13 protein-coding genes and 1 pseudogene are annotated in these 14656 nt (G+C 73.3%); 6 read left to right on the plus strand and 8 right to left on the minus strand.

Features of this window, described 5'->3' with window-relative positions:
• Nucleotides 1-23: 23 nt before the first annotated feature.
• From RIU97_RS00920 to RIU97_RS00940, 5 genes and pseudogenes are all read right to left on the minus strand, one after another.
• The gene (locus RIU97_RS00920; protein ID WP_404952792.1) at nucleotides 24-734 is read right to left on the minus strand and encodes an ABC transporter ATP-binding protein; all 711 of its coding nucleotides are present in this window, start codon (nucleotides 732-734) and stop codon (nucleotides 24-26) included.
• Nucleotides 731-1444, minus strand: a pseudogene (locus RIU97_RS00925) (ABC transporter ATP-binding protein); the annotation flags it as partial. The pseudogene RIU97_RS00925 and the gene RIU97_RS00920, both read right to left, overlap by 4 nt.
• A gap of 62 nt (nucleotides 1445-1506) precedes the next feature.
• Nucleotides 1507-2499 (minus strand): branched-chain amino acid ABC transporter permease, encoded by a 993-nt coding sequence (locus RIU97_RS00930; protein WP_404952793.1) that lies wholly within the window; start codon nucleotides 2497-2499, stop codon nucleotides 1507-1509.
• Nucleotides 2496-3374, minus strand: coding sequence for a branched-chain amino acid ABC transporter permease (locus tag RIU97_RS00935; protein ID WP_404952794.1), 879 nt, complete (start codon nucleotides 3372-3374; stop codon nucleotides 2496-2498). The genes RIU97_RS00930 and RIU97_RS00935 overlap by 4 nt, the downstream gene beginning before the upstream one ends.
• Before the next feature lies 1 nt (nucleotide 3375).
• The gene (locus tag RIU97_RS00940) at nucleotides 3376-4551 is read right to left on the minus strand and encodes an ABC transporter substrate-binding protein (RefSeq protein WP_404952795.1); all 1176 of its coding nucleotides are present in this window, start codon (nucleotides 4549-4551) and stop codon (nucleotides 3376-3378) included.
• A gap of 258 nt (nucleotides 4552-4809) precedes the next feature.
• Between RIU97_RS00940 and RIU97_RS00945 the strand changes: the two genes are divergently transcribed.
• Together RIU97_RS00945 and RIU97_RS00950 are read left to right on the plus strand one after the other, a co-directional pair.
• The gene (locus RIU97_RS00945) at nucleotides 4810-6444 is read left to right on the plus strand and encodes a carboxylesterase/lipase family protein (RefSeq protein WP_404952796.1); all 1635 of its coding nucleotides are present in this window, start codon (nucleotides 4810-4812) and stop codon (nucleotides 6442-6444) included.
• A gap of 89 nt (nucleotides 6445-6533) precedes the next feature.
• Nucleotides 6534-6680: a hypothetical protein gene (locus RIU97_RS00950; protein ID WP_404952797.1), complete on the plus strand. Its 147-nt coding sequence runs from the start codon at nucleotides 6534-6536 to the stop codon at nucleotides 6678-6680.
• Here RIU97_RS00950 and RIU97_RS00955 read toward each other — a convergent pair.
• Together RIU97_RS00955 and RIU97_RS00960 are read right to left on the minus strand one after the other, a co-directional pair.
• On the minus strand, nucleotides 6677-7525 hold the full coding sequence (locus tag RIU97_RS00955; protein ID WP_404952798.1) for a PaaX family transcriptional regulator C-terminal domain-containing protein: 849 nt from the start codon (nucleotides 7523-7525) through the stop codon (nucleotides 6677-6679). The genes RIU97_RS00950 and RIU97_RS00955 overlap by 4 nt on opposite strands.
• 104 nt (nucleotides 7526-7629) lie before the next feature.
• On the minus strand, nucleotides 7630-8973 hold the full coding sequence (locus tag RIU97_RS00960; protein ID WP_404952799.1) for a phytase: 1344 nt from the start codon (nucleotides 8971-8973) through the stop codon (nucleotides 7630-7632).
• A 311-nt stretch (nucleotides 8974-9284) separates the two neighbouring features.
• On the opposite strand from RIU97_RS00960, the gene RIU97_RS00965 reads away from it, so the two are divergent.
• Genes RIU97_RS00965 through RIU97_RS00975 form a run of 3 tightly spaced genes read left to right on the plus strand, consistent with a single transcriptional unit; the run spans nucleotide 9285 to nucleotide 12916 of the window.
• Nucleotides 9285-10700, plus strand: coding sequence for an MFS transporter (locus tag RIU97_RS00965; RefSeq protein ID WP_404962717.1), 1416 nt, complete (start codon nucleotides 9285-9287; stop codon nucleotides 10698-10700).
• 33 nt (nucleotides 10701-10733) lie between these two features.
• The gene (locus RIU97_RS00970) at nucleotides 10734-11459 is read left to right on the plus strand and encodes a response regulator transcription factor (RefSeq protein WP_404952800.1); all 726 of its coding nucleotides are present in this window, start codon (nucleotides 10734-10736) and stop codon (nucleotides 11457-11459) included.
• On the plus strand, nucleotides 11456-12916 hold the full coding sequence (locus RIU97_RS00975; RefSeq protein WP_404952801.1) for an ATP-binding protein: 1461 nt from the start codon (nucleotides 11456-11458) through the stop codon (nucleotides 12914-12916). Before RIU97_RS00970 ends, RIU97_RS00975 begins: the two co-directional genes overlap by 4 nt.
• A gap of 4 nt (nucleotides 12917-12920) precedes the next feature.
• Here the strand turns inward: RIU97_RS00975 and RIU97_RS00980 are convergent, their stop codons facing one another.
• The gene (locus RIU97_RS00980; protein WP_404952802.1) at nucleotides 12921-13889 is read right to left on the minus strand and encodes a TAXI family TRAP transporter solute-binding subunit; all 969 of its coding nucleotides are present in this window, start codon (nucleotides 13887-13889) and stop codon (nucleotides 12921-12923) included.
• Between the two features lie 128 nt (nucleotides 13890-14017).
• Here RIU97_RS00980 and RIU97_RS00985 point away from each other — a divergent pair, with 128 nt between their 5' ends.
• On the plus strand, nucleotides 14018-14644 hold the full coding sequence (locus RIU97_RS00985) for a hypothetical protein (RefSeq protein WP_404952803.1): 627 nt from the start codon (nucleotides 14018-14020) through the stop codon (nucleotides 14642-14644).
• Nucleotides 14645-14656 lie beyond the last annotated feature (12 nt).

Below are 14656 nucleotides of genomic sequence, written 5' to 3' on the forward strand. Positions count from 1 at the left end.
GTGTCGGGTGCGTCCTTCCGGTGTCAGTCGACGCCCAGCAGACGCCGCCGGTCGTCGGGGCGGGACGCGAATTCGGCCGCGTCCGCCCGGTGCACGATGCGGCCCTTCTGCATGACGGCCACCTGCTGGGCGGCGGACAGGGCCAGCCCCAGGTTCTGCTCGACGAGGACGACCGTCATGCCCTGCGCGCTCACCTCGCGGATCACCTCGCCCACCTGCGCGACGATCGCCGGGGCGAGGCCGTCGGACGGTTCGTCGAGGAGCAGCAGCCGCGGATTGCCCAGCAGGGCCCGGGCGATCGCGAGCATCTGCTGCTCTCCTCCGGAGAGCTGGTCGCCGCGATGCCCCAGCCGCTCCCCCAGGCGCGGCAGCAGGTCGAGGATGCGCGCGCGGGTCCACGGCCCCCGCGCGCGGCGCCGCGGTACGGCGATCGCGAGGTGTTCCGCCACGGTCAGCGGTGCGAACACCCGGCGCCCCTGCGGGACGACGCCCACTCCGGCCCGGGCGATCACGTCGACGCGGGCTCCGCCGATCTCCCGGCCGTCGAGCTCGACGCTGCCCTCGTAGGGCCGGACGAATCCCATGACGGTCGAGATGAGGGTGGTCTTCCCGACCCCGTTGCGCCCGAGGACGGCGAGGGTCCCGCCCGCCTCGAGATCGAGGTCGACGCCGCCCAGCACGACGCCGCCGGCGTAGCCGGAGCGCAGGCCGCGGACGCTGAAGAACGGTTTCACGAGGAGACCTCCGTGGTGCCCAGGTAGGCGCTCTGGACCTCGGCGGAGGCCCGTACTTCGTCCGGGGAGCCGGTGGTGAGGTGGTTGCCGAGGTGCATGACGGTCACGGTGTCGGCGAGTTCGAAGACCATGTCGAGGTCGTGTTCGATGAGGAGGACGGTCACCTCGTCGGGCAGAGCGGCGATCAGCTTCGTCAGCCGCTCCGTCTCCGCCGGGGACATGCCGGCGGCGGGTTCGTCCAGGAGCAGCAGCCTCGGTTCGGTGGCGAGTGCCACGGCGACCTCCAGCTGTCGCCGTTCACCGTGGGAGAGCTCCGCCGCGGGCAGGTCGTGCCGGGTGGGCAGGCCGACGCGTTCCAGCAGCCTGCGCGCCCGGGCGGTCGCGGCGGCCCGGGCACCGGCCCTCCGCCGCCCGGCCGTCCCCCTTCCGGTGCCGGCTCCGGCCCGGCGCAGCGCCGCGAGCAGGACGTTCTCCAGCACGGTCTCCGGCAGGAAGAGGCTGGAGTGCTGGAAGGTCGCGGCGATGCCGAGCCCGACCCGTCGGTGCACGGGCAGCCGGGTCACGTCCTGCCCGTCGAGGAGCAGGGATCCGGCGGTGGCGGGCAGGGTTCCGGAAACGAGGCCGAACAGGGTGGACTTGCCGGCCCCGTTCGGGCCGATGACCGCGTGGCGCGCGCCGGGGCGCACGGTGAAACTGACCCCGTCCACGGCTCGGAAGGACCCGAAGTGCTTCGAGACTCCGCGCAGTTCCAGTAGATCGGTTGCGGGATCGGTCACGCCGTCCTCTTCCTGGTCGGCCTCGACGGGAGCCGTACGCCGGCCAGTCCGCGGGGCAGTGTGTAGACGGCGATGACGAAGAGCAGCCCGAGCAGCAGCGGCCCTCGTCCGGCGACGGCCTCGAGGTTCCCGAGGTGGTCGCGGGTGGTCCAGATCAGCGCGGCCGCGGCGCAAGCCCCCCACATCGAGCCCGGGCCGCCGATGACGACGGCCAGCAGCACCAGGGCGGCGATCTCGAATCCGGCGTCGCCGGGCGAGACGAACCGCTGTACGGAGACCCACAGCGACCCGGCGGCGCCGGCCAGCGCCGCGGCGCCGCAGTAGACGGTCAGGGCGTACCGCCGGGTGGGGTAGCCGATGGCCTTCATGCGGGCCTCGTTGTCGCGGATTCCGCGCAGGGCGAGGGCGAAGGGGGTGGTGCCGAGGCGGCTGACGGCCGCGAAGAGCAGGAGGAACACGGCCAGTACGTAGAAGTAGACCAGTCCGTCGAGCTCCAGCGCGGGCATGCCGGGCAGCGGTACGACGGGCGGGATGCCGGACATGCCGTCGCTGCCGTTGGTCAGTGTCTTCCAGTTGACCGCGGCGCTGTACGCGATCTCGCCGATGGCCAGCGTCAGCATCAGGAAGACCACGCCGCGGGCCCGGACGGCGAGCCACCCGGTCGGTACGGCCACGAGCGCGGACACGCCCGCGGCGATGAGGAGTTGGAGTGGGCCGAGGTCGGTGAGCCGGGTCGCGACGATCGCCGCCGTGTAGGCGCCGACGCCGAAGTACGCGGACTGGCCGAGGGTCGGCAGTCCGGTCAGGCCGGTGAGCAGGTTCACGCTCAGGGCGAGCAGGGCGAAGACGAGGACCCTGGAGAGGGTGCCGATGGCGTACGAGCCGAGGAGGAAGGGGGCCAGGGCCAGTCCGGTGACCACGGCGGTGACCAGCAGCCGCCGGGTCGCGGAGCCCGGCCTCGTCGAACCGGACGGTGCGCAGTGGGTCATGTGCGCACCGCCGATGCGACGAGGCCGTGCGGGCGGACCACGAGCACCAGCAGCATGGTGCCGAAGAGGAGGAAGGGCGCGTACTCGGGGAGCAGGGCCACACCGAGCGTCTGGACCTGGCCGATGAGCAGGGCCCCGGCGAGTGCGCCGCGCACGGAGCCGAGGCCGCCGACGACCACGACGACGAGCGAGAGGACGAGCACGCTCTCGTCGACGCCGGGCCCCGGACCCAGGATCGGCGCGCCGAGGACCCCGCCGACCGCTGCCAGGGCCGCGCCGGCGGCGAAGACCCCGTAGAGCACCTTGCGGATGTCGACCCCCTGGGCGCGGACCATGTCGCGGTCCGCGACCGTGGCCCGTACCAGGGCTCCGAGCGAGCTGCGTTCGAAGACGAGGTACACCACGGTGGCGAGGCCGGCGGCGACGGCGATGAACACCAGCCGGTACACCGGATACGTGTGGCCGAGGAGGTCCACCGTCCCGCGCAGCGAGGTGGGCGGGTCGGTGGGGAGCACCTCGCCGCCGAAGGCGGCGGCGAGGAGGTCGGCGACGATGAAGGTGATGCCGAGCGTGAGCACGGCCTGGTCCAGGTGCCCGCGCCGGGCCAGCGGCTGGGTGAGCGCCGTCAGCGCCACTCCCCCGAGGGCGCCCACCAGGGCTCCGGCCGCCAGGGCGAGGAGGAGGCCCGGCAGGGTCCCGTCGGAGAGTGCGTAGGCGGTGTAGGCACCCGCGAGGTAGAGCGTGCCGTGCGCCAGGTTGAGGACGTCCATCATGCCGAAGACCAGGGAGAGGCCCACCGCGATCGTGAACAGCAGCAGCCCGAAGGCGACTCCGTCGACGACGCTGACGACGTTGCCGTCCAGCCATCCGCCCATCTCAGCCGCCCAGCCGGCCGAGGTCGCCGGCGACGGTGTTGGCTCCCTGCCGGACCTCCCGCAGGTACCAGGGCTGCACGGGCGTGCCGCCGCTGTTGAACCGCCAGGTGCCGCGCGGGCTGTCGATGTCCCCCACCGTGGCGATGGCGGCGTTGACCGACTCCGGGGTCACGGCGCCGCCGGCCGCCTTGATCGCCTTGTCGAGCACCTGCGCCGCGTCCCAGGAGGCCATCGCGTAGGTGGTCGGGTCGGCGCCGTAGGCGGTGCGGTAGGCCGGTGCGAACTGCTTGTTGGCGGCGTTGTCCAGGTCGGCGCTGTAGTTGAGCGCGGTGAGGATGCCGGTGGCCGCCTCTCCCTGCCCCTTCAGTACGCCGCCCTCGGTGAGGAAGCCGGGCGCGTAGAGCGGGATCTTGCCGGCCAGTCCGAAGTCCCGGTACTGCTTGACGAAGTCGACGGCCGCTCCGCCGGCGTAGAAGCAGAAGACGGCCTTGGCACCGGAGTTCTCGATCTGCGCGAGGTAGGGCTGGAAGTTCTTGGTGGCCGGGAACGGGGTGTAGACCTCCTCCCCCGCGATCTTGCCGCCCGCGGGGAGGAAGGTGGACTTGAAGCCCTCGATCTCGTCCTTGCCCGCCTGGTAGCCGGCGGCGATGAGGAAGACCGGGCCGCCGGCCTTCTGGGCGACGTGCGCGCCCAGGGCCTTGCCCGGCTCGTCGTTGACGTAGGAGGTGCGCCAGACGTACTTGGTCCCGGTCAGGGTCGTGGGTGAGGCGTTGGAGCCGACGAGCGGGACCTTGCTGGTCTCGAAGAGGTCCTTGACCCCGTTGATCGTGGCCGAGCTGACCACCCCGCTGACCGCCAGGACCCGGTCCTGCTTGACCAGCTTTTCGGCCGCCGCCTTGCCCGAGTCGGCGGTCTCCCCCTCGTCCGCGACCACGATCTGGACCTCGCGGCCGCCGAGCCTGCCGCCGTGCTGTGCGAGGTAGAGCTCGAAGCCCTGCTTCATGTCGTCGCCGAGCGCCTTGTAGGTCCCGGACTGCGGGACCAGGAGCCCGATCTTCACGGGCCCGCTCTGCTTGCTGCCGTCGCCGTTGCCGAGGCTGGCACCACCGCATGCCGTGGCCAGCAAGAGGCCGGTGACTGCGGTGATCAGACCTGCGGGGCGAAACCGACCTGCCATGGGGACTCCGTACGTTGTGACCCGGCCCGGGCGGACCGGATGGTGCCGATGGGGTGCGGAAGGGGAGTGCGGGAGTGGGGGAGGTGACACGTGTCTATCGCGCGACAGCGACGCTCGTCAATAGTTCACTAGATATGTGCGGCGGATGCGCCCCACCCCTTGACCCGGGTCTCGCGTATGCCGTAGCACTGACCCTCGTCAAATTCACGCTATGCCGCTACGGCAGCGGGCCCCCGATCCGTCAGGGAGTGAAGCACCATGACCGACGATCCATCGCGGCGCAGAATCCTCAAGAACAGCGGCGTGCTGGCCGGCGCCGCATTCCTCACCGGGCTTCCGGGCGGCCTCCCGGGCGCTCATGCGGCGCAGGCCGCCCCCCGGGCGAACGAGCCCTCGCCCGTCGTGGAGCTGCCCGCGGGCCGGCTGCGCGGAGTCGTCGAGGGAGGGCTCGCCGTGTTCAAGGGCGTGCCCTACGCGGCGCCCCCGGTCGGCGCCCTCAGATGGCGGCCCGCCCAGCCGCACCCCGGATGGCAGGGGACGCGCGAGGCGACCGCCTTCGGCCCGAGCGCACCGCAGCCCGAAGGGGGCGGCGGGCCGCTGGGCAACCACGGCGCGCCCCCGTTCAGCGAGGACTGCCTCACGCTCAACGTCTGGACCCCCGCGGCCGATGCCGGCAAGCGACCCGTGATGGTCTGGATCCACGGCGGCGGGTTCATCTCCGGTTCCGGTTCGCTGCCCAACTACTCCGGCGCGACCTTCGCGCGCAACGGCGACATCGTCGCCGTGACCCTCAACTACCGCCTGGGCCCGCTGGGATACCTCTACTTCGGCGAGGACGGCGCCGGCGGGAACTTCTGGTTCACCGACCAGCTCGCCGCGCTGCGCTGGGTACGGGACAACATCGCCAGGTTCGGCGGCGACCCCGAGAACATCACGCTCGCGGGACAGTCCGGCGGCGCCTTCTCGGTGGCGGCGCTCGCCGGCGCCCGGCCCGCCGGCCGCCCGCTGTTCCGGCGGGCCATCCTGCAGAGCCCGCCGCTCGGGCTGAAGATCCCCACCCGCGCGGAGTCGCTGCAGCGCAGCGCCGCCTATCTCAAGATCGTCGGAGTGCCGGACGTGGCCGCGCTGAGGACCGTCCCCTGGCCCCAGCTGGTCGCCGCCACCGCGGGGATGTTCGGCCACACCAACCAGTACGGGTACTGGTCGACCCCCTACCTTCCGGTGATCGACGAGGTGACGCTGGACCGCAACCCGGCCGACCTTCTGCTCAGCGGCCCCGGGGCGGACATCGACGTCCTCATCGGCTGGACCCGGGAGGAGGCCAACCTCGCCTTCGCGCTCAACCCGGCATACACCGGTGCGACCAAGGACCAGGTGCTCGCGCGGGTGCGGGACACCTTCGGAGCGCGGGCGGGCGAGGCCTACACCGCGTACGAGGAGGCCCGGCCGGGCGCCCGCCCGCTCGACGTGCTCATGGACCTGGTCGGCGACGACCTGTTCCGCATGCCGGCCGTGTCGCTGGCGGAGCGGCGGGCCGCCCGCGGGCGGCCGGTCTGGGCGTACCAGTTCGACCTCCCGACGCCCGCTCTCGACGGCCAATTGGGGGCGACGCACTGCCTGGAGCTGCCGTTCGCGTTCAACAACTTCGACAAGTGGTCGCAGGCGCCGTTCCTGGCGGGGCTGAACCCCCGGGTCCGTGACGGCCTGGCCTCGACCATGCACGCGTCCTGGATCTCCTTCGTCCGCACCGGCGACCCCAACCACGGCCCCATGCCGAACTGGGGCCGCTACGAGCGCGGTTCCCGCACAACCATGCGGCTGGACTCGGTCACCTCCGCCGTCGACGACCTCTCCGGGTACTGGCGGCGCCTGCACCAGTCGGCGGGGCGCTGAGAGGCACGAGCCCGGCAAGCGGCCCTCCCGGAGCAGGACCCGGCCGGGAGGCCGCACTCCCCCGTGGCGCCCGAAGTCCCGTCGGGGCGATGCAGCAGTGGGAGGCCGACGTCCCCGACCGGTGGACGGTCATCGCGGACGGCTGGGGCGCCGATGTCATCGTCGTCCTCCTCGCCAACGGCGGCGCCTCCCGCCTTCGCGCCGCCCGCGCAGCCCCCGGCCGTCGACACACCTAGGCAGTCTCGGGCCTTGGCGGCTCCTCCGCCAGGCCCGTGACCTCCTGTACGTGGCGCAGGCCGGGCGCGGCGAGTACCTCGTTCAGCTGCTGGAAGATCTGCCGTGCGGCGACCGCGTTCCAGTCGGCGGGGAGCAGTTCGGCGGGCAGGCCCGGGTCGAGGTAGGGCAGCCGGCGCCACTGGGTGAGCATCGGGACGTAGGCGCGGAAGGCCTCCGCGCCGTCGATGTCGCGCTGCTCGGCCAGCTGTGCGGCGAGGGGCCCGTAGGCCTGGGTGAAGCCCGCGTACTGCTCCTCGATCGCCGGGAAGTCCCACCAGGAGCTGACGGTCTCGGGCAGCTCGCTGAAGGCAGCGTAGTCGGCGGCGAACAGGTGCACGTAGTCGCTGAGCCCGAGGCGGACGAGCATGTCGCGGGCGTCGCCGAGGAGGCGGCCCGGCGCCAGCCACACGCCCGGGGCGATGTTGCCGAAGCCGAGCCAGGTCAGCCGGGTGCGCAGCTGGTAGCGGTACGACCGCTCGGACTCCGGCACGGAGAAGACGGCCATCGCCCAGCCGTCGCTCAGCTTCGCCGGTTCGAGGCTGCCGAAGATGCGCCGGTCACCCTCGTCGAAGACGGGCTGGGCGCCCGGGCTGAGCCGGTACCCGGTGGCGCCGCGGCGCTCCGGTTCGAGGACGCCCTTCTTCTTGAGCCGGGAGATGGCCGAGCGCGCGGCCGGGCCGTCGACGTCCAGTTCGGACATCAGGGTGACCAGGTCGGCTACGGAGATCCAGCCTCCGAGGCGTCGCAGGAACGCCCCGTAGACCGTGTTGATCAACGAGCTGGGCCTGAGGGGACTGTCCGCCATGATCGCCTTCCGTCGTATGCGGTCGCGATCCTACCGAGCCGCGCGAACGCGGCGCCGTCCAGTCCCGCCGGGCCCGGGCAGGCCGGGCCCGGTCAGGCCCGGGGTCAGAGGCGCGCGGCGCGTTCGAGGCGGCCCAGGTCCACGAACTTGAAGTCGGTGTCGGTGCGGGCCTCCCCGTCGGGACCGGCGGTCTCGGGGGTGTTGGCGCCGTCCTGGACGACCAGCAGGCCGTTGGGGAACTTCTTGCCCAGCGGTGCGCTGGTGACGGCGGCGCCGTCGCACTCCTGCGACCCGTCGGGGGCACCAGGCCTGGTGCCGGCCGCGATGCGGAAGCTCCGGACGTACGCGTTGCCGCGCTCCCGCTCGAAGACGGCGAAGGTGTCGTCGCCCTGGCTGGAGGCGAGCAGGTAGCCGCCGTGCCCGGGGTGCTCCGGGTCGCGCCAGATGGTCAGTCCCTCCACGTCGGCGGACACGTGCCGGCCGCCGAAGCCGGGGTCGGCGCCCGCGTCGCATTCCTCGGTCCCGGGGTTCCAGGTTCCGGGCACTCCGAAGGAGCGGACCTTCTCGATCAGCCGCGCGGGGGAACGCAGGTCGGCGTCCAGCTTCCAGATGCCGACGTCCTCCTGGCCCGCGTAGAGGTCGCCGGTGTCGGGATCGATGACCATGCCCTCGACCTGCGGGAGTTCGCCCGGTTCACCGCACGGGGTCCACGCCTTCCCGTCGGGCAGGGTGAAGGTGGAGGGCAGCGAGGTGGTGCGGACCGTGCGGTAGCCGACCTTCCCCCGGGCGTCGGGCACGAGTTCGGCGAGTGCGAGGGCGGTGGCGTGGCGCCGGCTGGTGACCGCGAAGGAACGGCCGCTGCGCCGGTCGGTGTACGCGGCCAGCCCGTAGACCGTCCGCTGGTCGTTGACCTCGTCCTGATCCGCGGAGAAGACCTGCGGGGCCGCCGACTCGTCGGTGACGTCGACCAGGGGGGCGGAGGGCCGGCGGGGGTCGATCCGGTAGACGCGCAGCTGGTCGCGGCCCCGGTCGGAGACGACGGCCACGTCGTGGCGGGCGCCGCCGGGGAAGCGGAGCCCGGTGATCAGGTCGACGTTGTTGAAGCGCCCGGGCGCGTCGCCGTCCCCCGGCGGCGGCGGGGCCGGCAGGGACTGCACCTGGCGCCCGTCCAGGTCGTACACGCGCAGGCCGCCCTCCTTCGCGGTGGCGATCACCAGACTGCGGTCCGGGTCCTTGTCGTTGCGCCAGATCGCGGGGTCGTCGGCGTTCGCGTTGCCGCCGGCCTCGTCGTCGAAGAGGGAGGGCGTCTCCAGGGAGGCCTGCACCTGCGGCAGCGCCGCCACCGCGCCGTGGTCACCACGGGCGTGCGCCGGTCCGGCGACCACTCCCAGGGCCACGAGGGTCGCCACTGCCACGACCGGCGTCCGCCTTCTCCTGATCACGCTCATCCTGCCTCCTGCTCATCGTATCGGGTGGGGGCCTGGCCCCGCCTCGATCCCCTGGGGGCGCTCCTGGGCCGGCGCCACCACCGTGGGCCACCCGCGGGTGGCCGCCATGGAGCAGACATGACGTGCGCATGACCGAGCCGTGAAATCCCCGCAGCCGAGCGGCTTTCTTAGCGGAACGTTAGATCTGCGTGCCGGAGCTTGTCCGGGTACGACGGCCGACGCATGCTCGGGACACTTCCCCGCCACCGGGGCATTTCTCCCTCTCCCCTCGGGGACTTCCGTCAGGAGCCGCCATGTCCGCGTCCGCCGTCATGCCCGCTTCACCGCCCGGGGACGAGCGCAAGAAGCGCCGTCTCGCCCTGATCGGCGGGTCGCTCGGCAACCTGGTCGAGTGGTACGACTGGTTCGTCTACGCCAGCTTCGCGATCTACTTCGCCGACTCCTTCTTCCCCGGCGACAATCCGACCACGCAGCTGATGAACACGGCGGGCATCTTCGCCGTCGGCTTCCTGATGCGCCCCGTCGGCGGGTGGATCCTCGGCCGCGCCGCCGACCGGCACGGCCGCAAGAGCGCCCTCACCCTCACCGTCACCATGATGTCGGTGGCCGCCCTGCTGATCGCCGTGGCCCCGACCTACGGCCAGGCCGGCTACTTCGGCGCGCTGGTGCTGCTGCTCGCCCGCCTGCTCCAGGGCATGAGCATCGGCGGTGAGTACGCGGCCAGCGCCACCTACCTGACCGAGGCGTCGGCCCGCAACCGGCGCGGCCTCGGCTCCTCCTTCCAGTACGTGTCGATGACCTGCGGCCAGCTGCTCGGCCTGGGCATCCTGATCACGATGCAGCACACCCTCACCACCGCCCAGTTGGAGAGCTGGGGCTGGCGGATCCCGTTCGTCCTCGGGGCGTTGTTCGCGGTGGTCGTCTTCTGGCTGCGGCGCCGGCTCCAGGAGACCGACGCGTTCAAGGAGGAGTCGTCGGGCGAGGACGCCCACGACGACAGCACGCGCGGCACGCTGAAGGCCCTGTGGCTCTACCGGCGGCAGGCGGGCCTCGTCATGGCGCTCACCCTCGGCGGCACGGTGGCCTACTACACCTACACCACCTACCTCACCAAGTACCTCGTCGGCAGTGCGGGGATGCCGAAGACCACCGCCACCCTGGTCAGCTTCACGGCTCTCACCCTCTTCGCGGTGCTGCAGCCCTTCGCCGGGATGCTGTCCGACCGGATCGGCCGCCGACCGCTGCTCATCACCTTCGCGGTGGGCTGCACCGTCGGCACGTACCCGATCATGACCGCCCTCGGGTCGGCGTCCTCGTACTGGTCCGCGCTCGGCCTGTCCCTAATGGCCCTGGTCGTCATCACCGGCTACACGTCGATCAACGCGGCGGTGAAGGCGGAGCTGTTCCCGACCCGGGTGCGCGCCCTGGGCGTGGCGCTGCCCTACGCGATCGCCAACGCGCTCTTCGGCGGCACGGCGGAGTACGTGGCGCTGTGGTTCAAGAACAGCGGCCACGAGAAGATGTTCTTCTGGTACGTCTCCGGGTGCGCCCTGGTCTCCCTCGTGACGTACGTCCTGATGCCGGACACCCGCAACGCCGCGCTGAGCCGCGCAGAGGCCGAGGCCGACTCCGGGACAGGTACAGGTACAGGTGCCGGTGCCGGTGCCGGTGCCGGAGCCGGTGCCGGTGAAGCCCCGGGACGTCCGGCGGCGGCTCCCGTAAGCTGAGCCGACCGGGTCACAGGTCGCGAGGGACTGTCTATGCACGCGCTGCTCGTCGAGGACGACGACCGGATGGCCCGGGCCCTCGGCACCGCTCTCGCCCAGCGGGGGCACACGGTGCGCCGGGTGGGCCGGGCCCTGGACGCCCTGCGGCACGTGCACGAGGCCGAGTTCGTCCTGCTGGACCTCGGCCTTCCCGACCTCGACGGCCTCGAACTGCTACGGCGGCTGCGGACCGTCTGCGACGCGCCCCTGATCGTGGTGACCGCGCGCTGCGAGGAGCGCGACATCGTGCAGGGGCTGCGGGCGGGCGCCGACGACTACGTCGTCAAGCCGTTCCGGATGGCCGAGCTGATGGCCCGTATCGACACGGTGCGCAGGCGGACGGACAGCCACTCCGGCCGGGCGGGCGCCCACCCCGCCGACGCCGCCGGCGCCGGTGGGCGGCCGGTCCGCACCGGGGACGTCGAGGTAGACCTGGCGGGCCGTACGGTCACCGTGGCGGGCGCCGAAGTACGGCTGACCCGGCGCGAGTTCGACGTCCTCGCCTTCCTCGCCGCCCGCCCGGACGAGGTGCATTCCCGCGAGGTGATCCTGGACCGGATCTGGGGGGACGCCTTCCTCGCCGCCTCCCGCTCCCTGGACGTGCACGTGGCGGGGATCCGCGCCAAGACCGGCCGCTCCCACCTGGTGCGCACCGTCCGCGGTTTCGGCTACCAGCTCGGCTCCCCCACCGCACCCGCGGACGGGGACGGCGTGCGATGAGGCGCAGGCTCCTCGCCGTGCTGATGGTGCTCATGGGGGCCGCGGCCCTGCTGCTCTGCGTCCCCCTGGCCGACGCCTACGCGCGCGGCCGCACCGAGCACCTGCTGCTGCAACGGCGTTCGGAGGCCGTGCGGTTCGCCGATCTCGCCGACCGGATGCGCACCGCCGCCGACCGGGCGGAGCTCTCGGCCGAGATCGGCCGCTACGCCGAGCTGTACGGAGCCGGGGTGGTGGTGGTCGACACGGCGGGAGAGACGATCGCGCGCGCCGGGACGGGGCCCGCGTCGCAGGCGGCCACGGACGCCTCCACCGATACCGGAACGGGTACGGACACGGGCGGCGCCGGCACCAGCACCGGCGCCGCCCCGAGAGCCCCTTCCGCCGCGGCGGAGGCCCGTCGCCGCGCCCTCACCGGCCGCTCCACCGACCGGCTGCCCACCCTGCGCCCCTGGGGTCCGAGGACCGTCGTGCTCGCCGAACCGGTGGGCCGGGACGAACGGGTCAGCGGGGCGGTCCTGCTGGCCGTCCCCACCGCCGCCGCCCGCCGGGACGTGGCGGTCCGCTGGTCGCTCATCGGCGCCGGGGCCGTCGCCGCCTTCGCGGCGGCGGCCCTGGTCGCGGCGGGGATCGCGCGCTGGCTGATGCGCCCGCTCCTCGATCTGGACCGGGCGGTGGAACGGCTGACCGCAGGCAGCCTCCAGGCACGGGCCGTCTCCGACACCGGGCCCCCGGAACTGCGCCATCTGCGGCAGCACTTCAACGCCATGGCGGAGGCCATGGCCGACTCCATCGGCCGCCAGCGCGACTTCGTCGCCGACGCCTCCCACCAGCTGCGCAACCCGCTGGCCACCCTGGTGCTGCAGCTGGAGAACGTGGAACCGCACATCGCTCCCGGTCCCGGCCTCACCGAGCACACCCGCGCCCTGGACGAGGCGGAGCGCCTGGAGGAACTCCTCGACGGCCTGCTGTCCCTGGCACGGCTGGAGTCCGGCACGGCGGAGCCGAGCGACCAGGACGTGGCCCAGGCGGTACGGGACCGGGTGACGGCCTGGACCCCGGTATTCCGCGCCGCGGGCCTGCACCTGACGGCCGCCGGCCTGCCGGAGGAACTGCGGGCGCGGGCCCTGCCCGACGCGGCGGGCCGGATCCTGGACGCGCTCCTCGACAACGCCGTCAAGTTCGTGCCGCGTGACGGCCGGGTCGAGGTGTTCGCCACACGCGCGGCCGACGGGAGCGCGGTGGTCCGGGTCGCCGACGACGGCCCGGGCGCACCGGAGGACCAACTGGCGCTGCTGCTCAGGCGTTTCGTACGTTCCCCCGAGCACCAGAACGTGCGCGGCAGCGGCCTGGGACTGGCCATCGCCGACGAGCTCGCCCGCGGCAGCGGCGGCGGGCTGGACGTCCGCGGGAACGTGCCGCACGGCCTGGTCGTCGAGCTCCGCCTCCCGGCCCCGTGACGGCCTAGCCGTACACCGACCGGTAGTAGGCGACCGCCCCCGGGTGGAGCGGCACCTCCCCGGTCGAGATGGCGAACCGGGGCTCCAGCCGCGCCCCCGCCGTGACCTCGCGCAGCAGGTCACGCCATTGCTCGAACACGACGTGGAGCAGCCCGCGCGCGGCGCCCTCCCCCACGTCCGCACGGGCCAGGAGGTAGTTGCCGACCCCGATGGTCGCGACCGGCTCCGCGAGCCCGTACGCCCCGGCCGGCAGGGTGACCGCCGAGTAGGCGGGGGCGTACCGCTCCCGCAGCGCGCCCACGTAGCCGTCGAGGGGCAGGAAGCGCAGCGGCAGCTCGCGCGCCAGCCCCGACAGCGCCGGTGTGGGGACGCCCCCGGACCAGAACAGCGCGTCGACCGCGCCCTCGCGCAGCGCCTCGACCGAGTCGGCGAGGCCCAGTCGCCGTGCGCGGGCCGGCGCGGGGCCCTCGCTCAGCCCGGCCGCCCGCAGGACCCGTTCCGCCACCACCTGTACGCCCGAGCCCTCCGCGCCGGCCGCGACCGCACGCCCGGCGAGGTCCTGGACCGCGCGCACCGGCCCGTCCGCCGGGACGAGGAGGTGCGTGTAGTTCACGTACACCCGGGCCAGTGCCGTCACCGCTGCGGGCCGGGAGAACGACTCGCGCCCGAGTACCGCGTCCTCGGCCACGTCCGCCATGGCCAGCGCCAGTTCCACGGAGCCGTCGTCCAGCCGGCTCAGGTTGTCCACGCTCGCCGCGGTGCCGACGGGCACGATCTCGAGCGGCCGGCCGCTCGCGGCGACGGCCTGGGCGAGGGCCTTCCCGAAGGCGTTGTACGGCCCGCCCTCCGGGCCCGTCGCGAGCCGCAGCCGGCGTACCGGGCCGGCCTCGCCCGAGCATCCGGCCAGCGCGCCGGCGAGGGCGCCGAGCCCGGCGGCCATCACCCGTCGGCGGCTGGGCTCTGCGCTGGTCATCAGCCAAGCCTAGGCCCTGTCCGGGCGATCTTCGCGGGCCCGTGGCCCTCCCCCAGCTACCGCTGGGAGGCGGGTGTCGCCGTGGTGGCGAAGGGCGGCTCCGCAGCCCGGCATGGCAGAGTCCTCCCATGGTCATTTCGATACGCGGGCCGCGCCGTTGCTCCGCCGCGGCCGCTCTTCTCCTGAGCGCCGTCCTGTCCCTCACCGCCTGCGGCGAGCGCCGCGGCACGGACGCGGCACCCGCCGCCCCGGACGCGCTCCCGGCCACGACCGCGAGTGCGCCGCTCGGTGCGAGTCCCAGTGCCCCCGGCGCCTCCCCCTACGTGGAGCCCGGAGCGGGCGACGGCGCCCCGCACTACGGGGACAACAACGCCCACCGCCGCTCCGGCGAGATGTCTCCCGCCAGTGCGCAGGACGCCCGGAAGGAGGCCGACCGGATCGAGCCCGTGCTCAAGCGGCTCTGGGAGGAGGGGAAGTGGGACCCCCAGAGCGTGCGGTCGGCCCTGCGGCCTCTCGGATACGAGGAGGAGAAGACCGGGCCGAAGGGCGAACGGCTCGGCGGGACGCTCGGCGTGCGGGAGATGGAGCCGCGCTTCCAGGCCGACCACTACGTCGCGCCCGAGGGCACCCGCGTCGGGCTGCGGGTCCACGACGACGCCTGTGTGACGGCGTTCGTGCAGAAGACCAACTACCAGGTGAAGACGAACGGCCCGTACATGGAGAGCGGCTGCTTCGAACCGCCCTTCGCCCACTGACGGCCCGCGTCC

It is taken from the genome of Streptomyces sp. 147326 (genome assembly GCF_045000215.1).
GTDB lineage: Bacteria > Actinomycetota > Actinomycetes > Streptomycetales > Streptomycetaceae > Streptomyces.

Bases quoted from the DNA above. Each gene is read 5' to 3' on its own strand.
- RIU97_RS00930 (WP_404952793.1), bottom strand. From the start codon at position 2,499: ATGACCCACTGCGCACCGTCCGGTTCGACGAGGCCGGGCTCCGCGACC.
- RIU97_RS00935 (WP_404952794.1), bottom strand. From the start codon at position 3,374: ATGGGCGGATGGCTGGACGGCAACGTCGTCAGCGTCGTCGACGGAGTC.
- RIU97_RS00940 (WP_404952795.1), bottom strand. From the start codon at position 4,551: ATGGCAGGTCGGTTTCGCCCCGCAGGTCTGATCACCGCAGTCACCGGC.
- RIU97_RS00945 (WP_404952796.1), top strand. From the start codon at position 4,810: ATGACCGACGATCCATCGCGGCGCAGAATCCTCAAGAACAGCGGCGTG.
- RIU97_RS00950 (WP_404952797.1), top strand. From the start codon at position 6,534: ATGCAGCAGTGGGAGGCCGACGTCCCCGACCGGTGGACGGTCATCGCG.
- RIU97_RS00955 (WP_404952798.1), bottom strand. From the start codon at position 7,525: ATGGCGGACAGTCCCCTCAGGCCCAGCTCGTTGATCAACACGGTCTAC.
- RIU97_RS00960 (WP_404952799.1), bottom strand. From the start codon at position 8,973: ATGAGCGTGATCAGGAGAAGGCGGACGCCGGTCGTGGCAGTGGCGACC.
- RIU97_RS00965 (WP_404962717.1), top strand. From the start codon at position 9,285: ATGCCCGCTTCACCGCCCGGGGACGAGCGCAAGAAGCGCCGTCTCGCC.
- RIU97_RS00970 (WP_404952800.1), top strand. From the start codon at position 10,734: ATGCACGCGCTGCTCGTCGAGGACGACGACCGGATGGCCCGGGCCCTC.
- RIU97_RS00975 (WP_404952801.1), top strand. From the start codon at position 11,456: ATGAGGCGCAGGCTCCTCGCCGTGCTGATGGTGCTCATGGGGGCCGCG.
- RIU97_RS00980 (WP_404952802.1), bottom strand. From the start codon at position 13,889: ATGACCAGCGCAGAGCCCAGCCGCCGACGGGTGATGGCCGCCGGGCTC.
- RIU97_RS00985 (WP_404952803.1), top strand. From the start codon at position 14,018: ATGGTCATTTCGATACGCGGGCCGCGCCGTTGCTCCGCCGCGGCCGCT.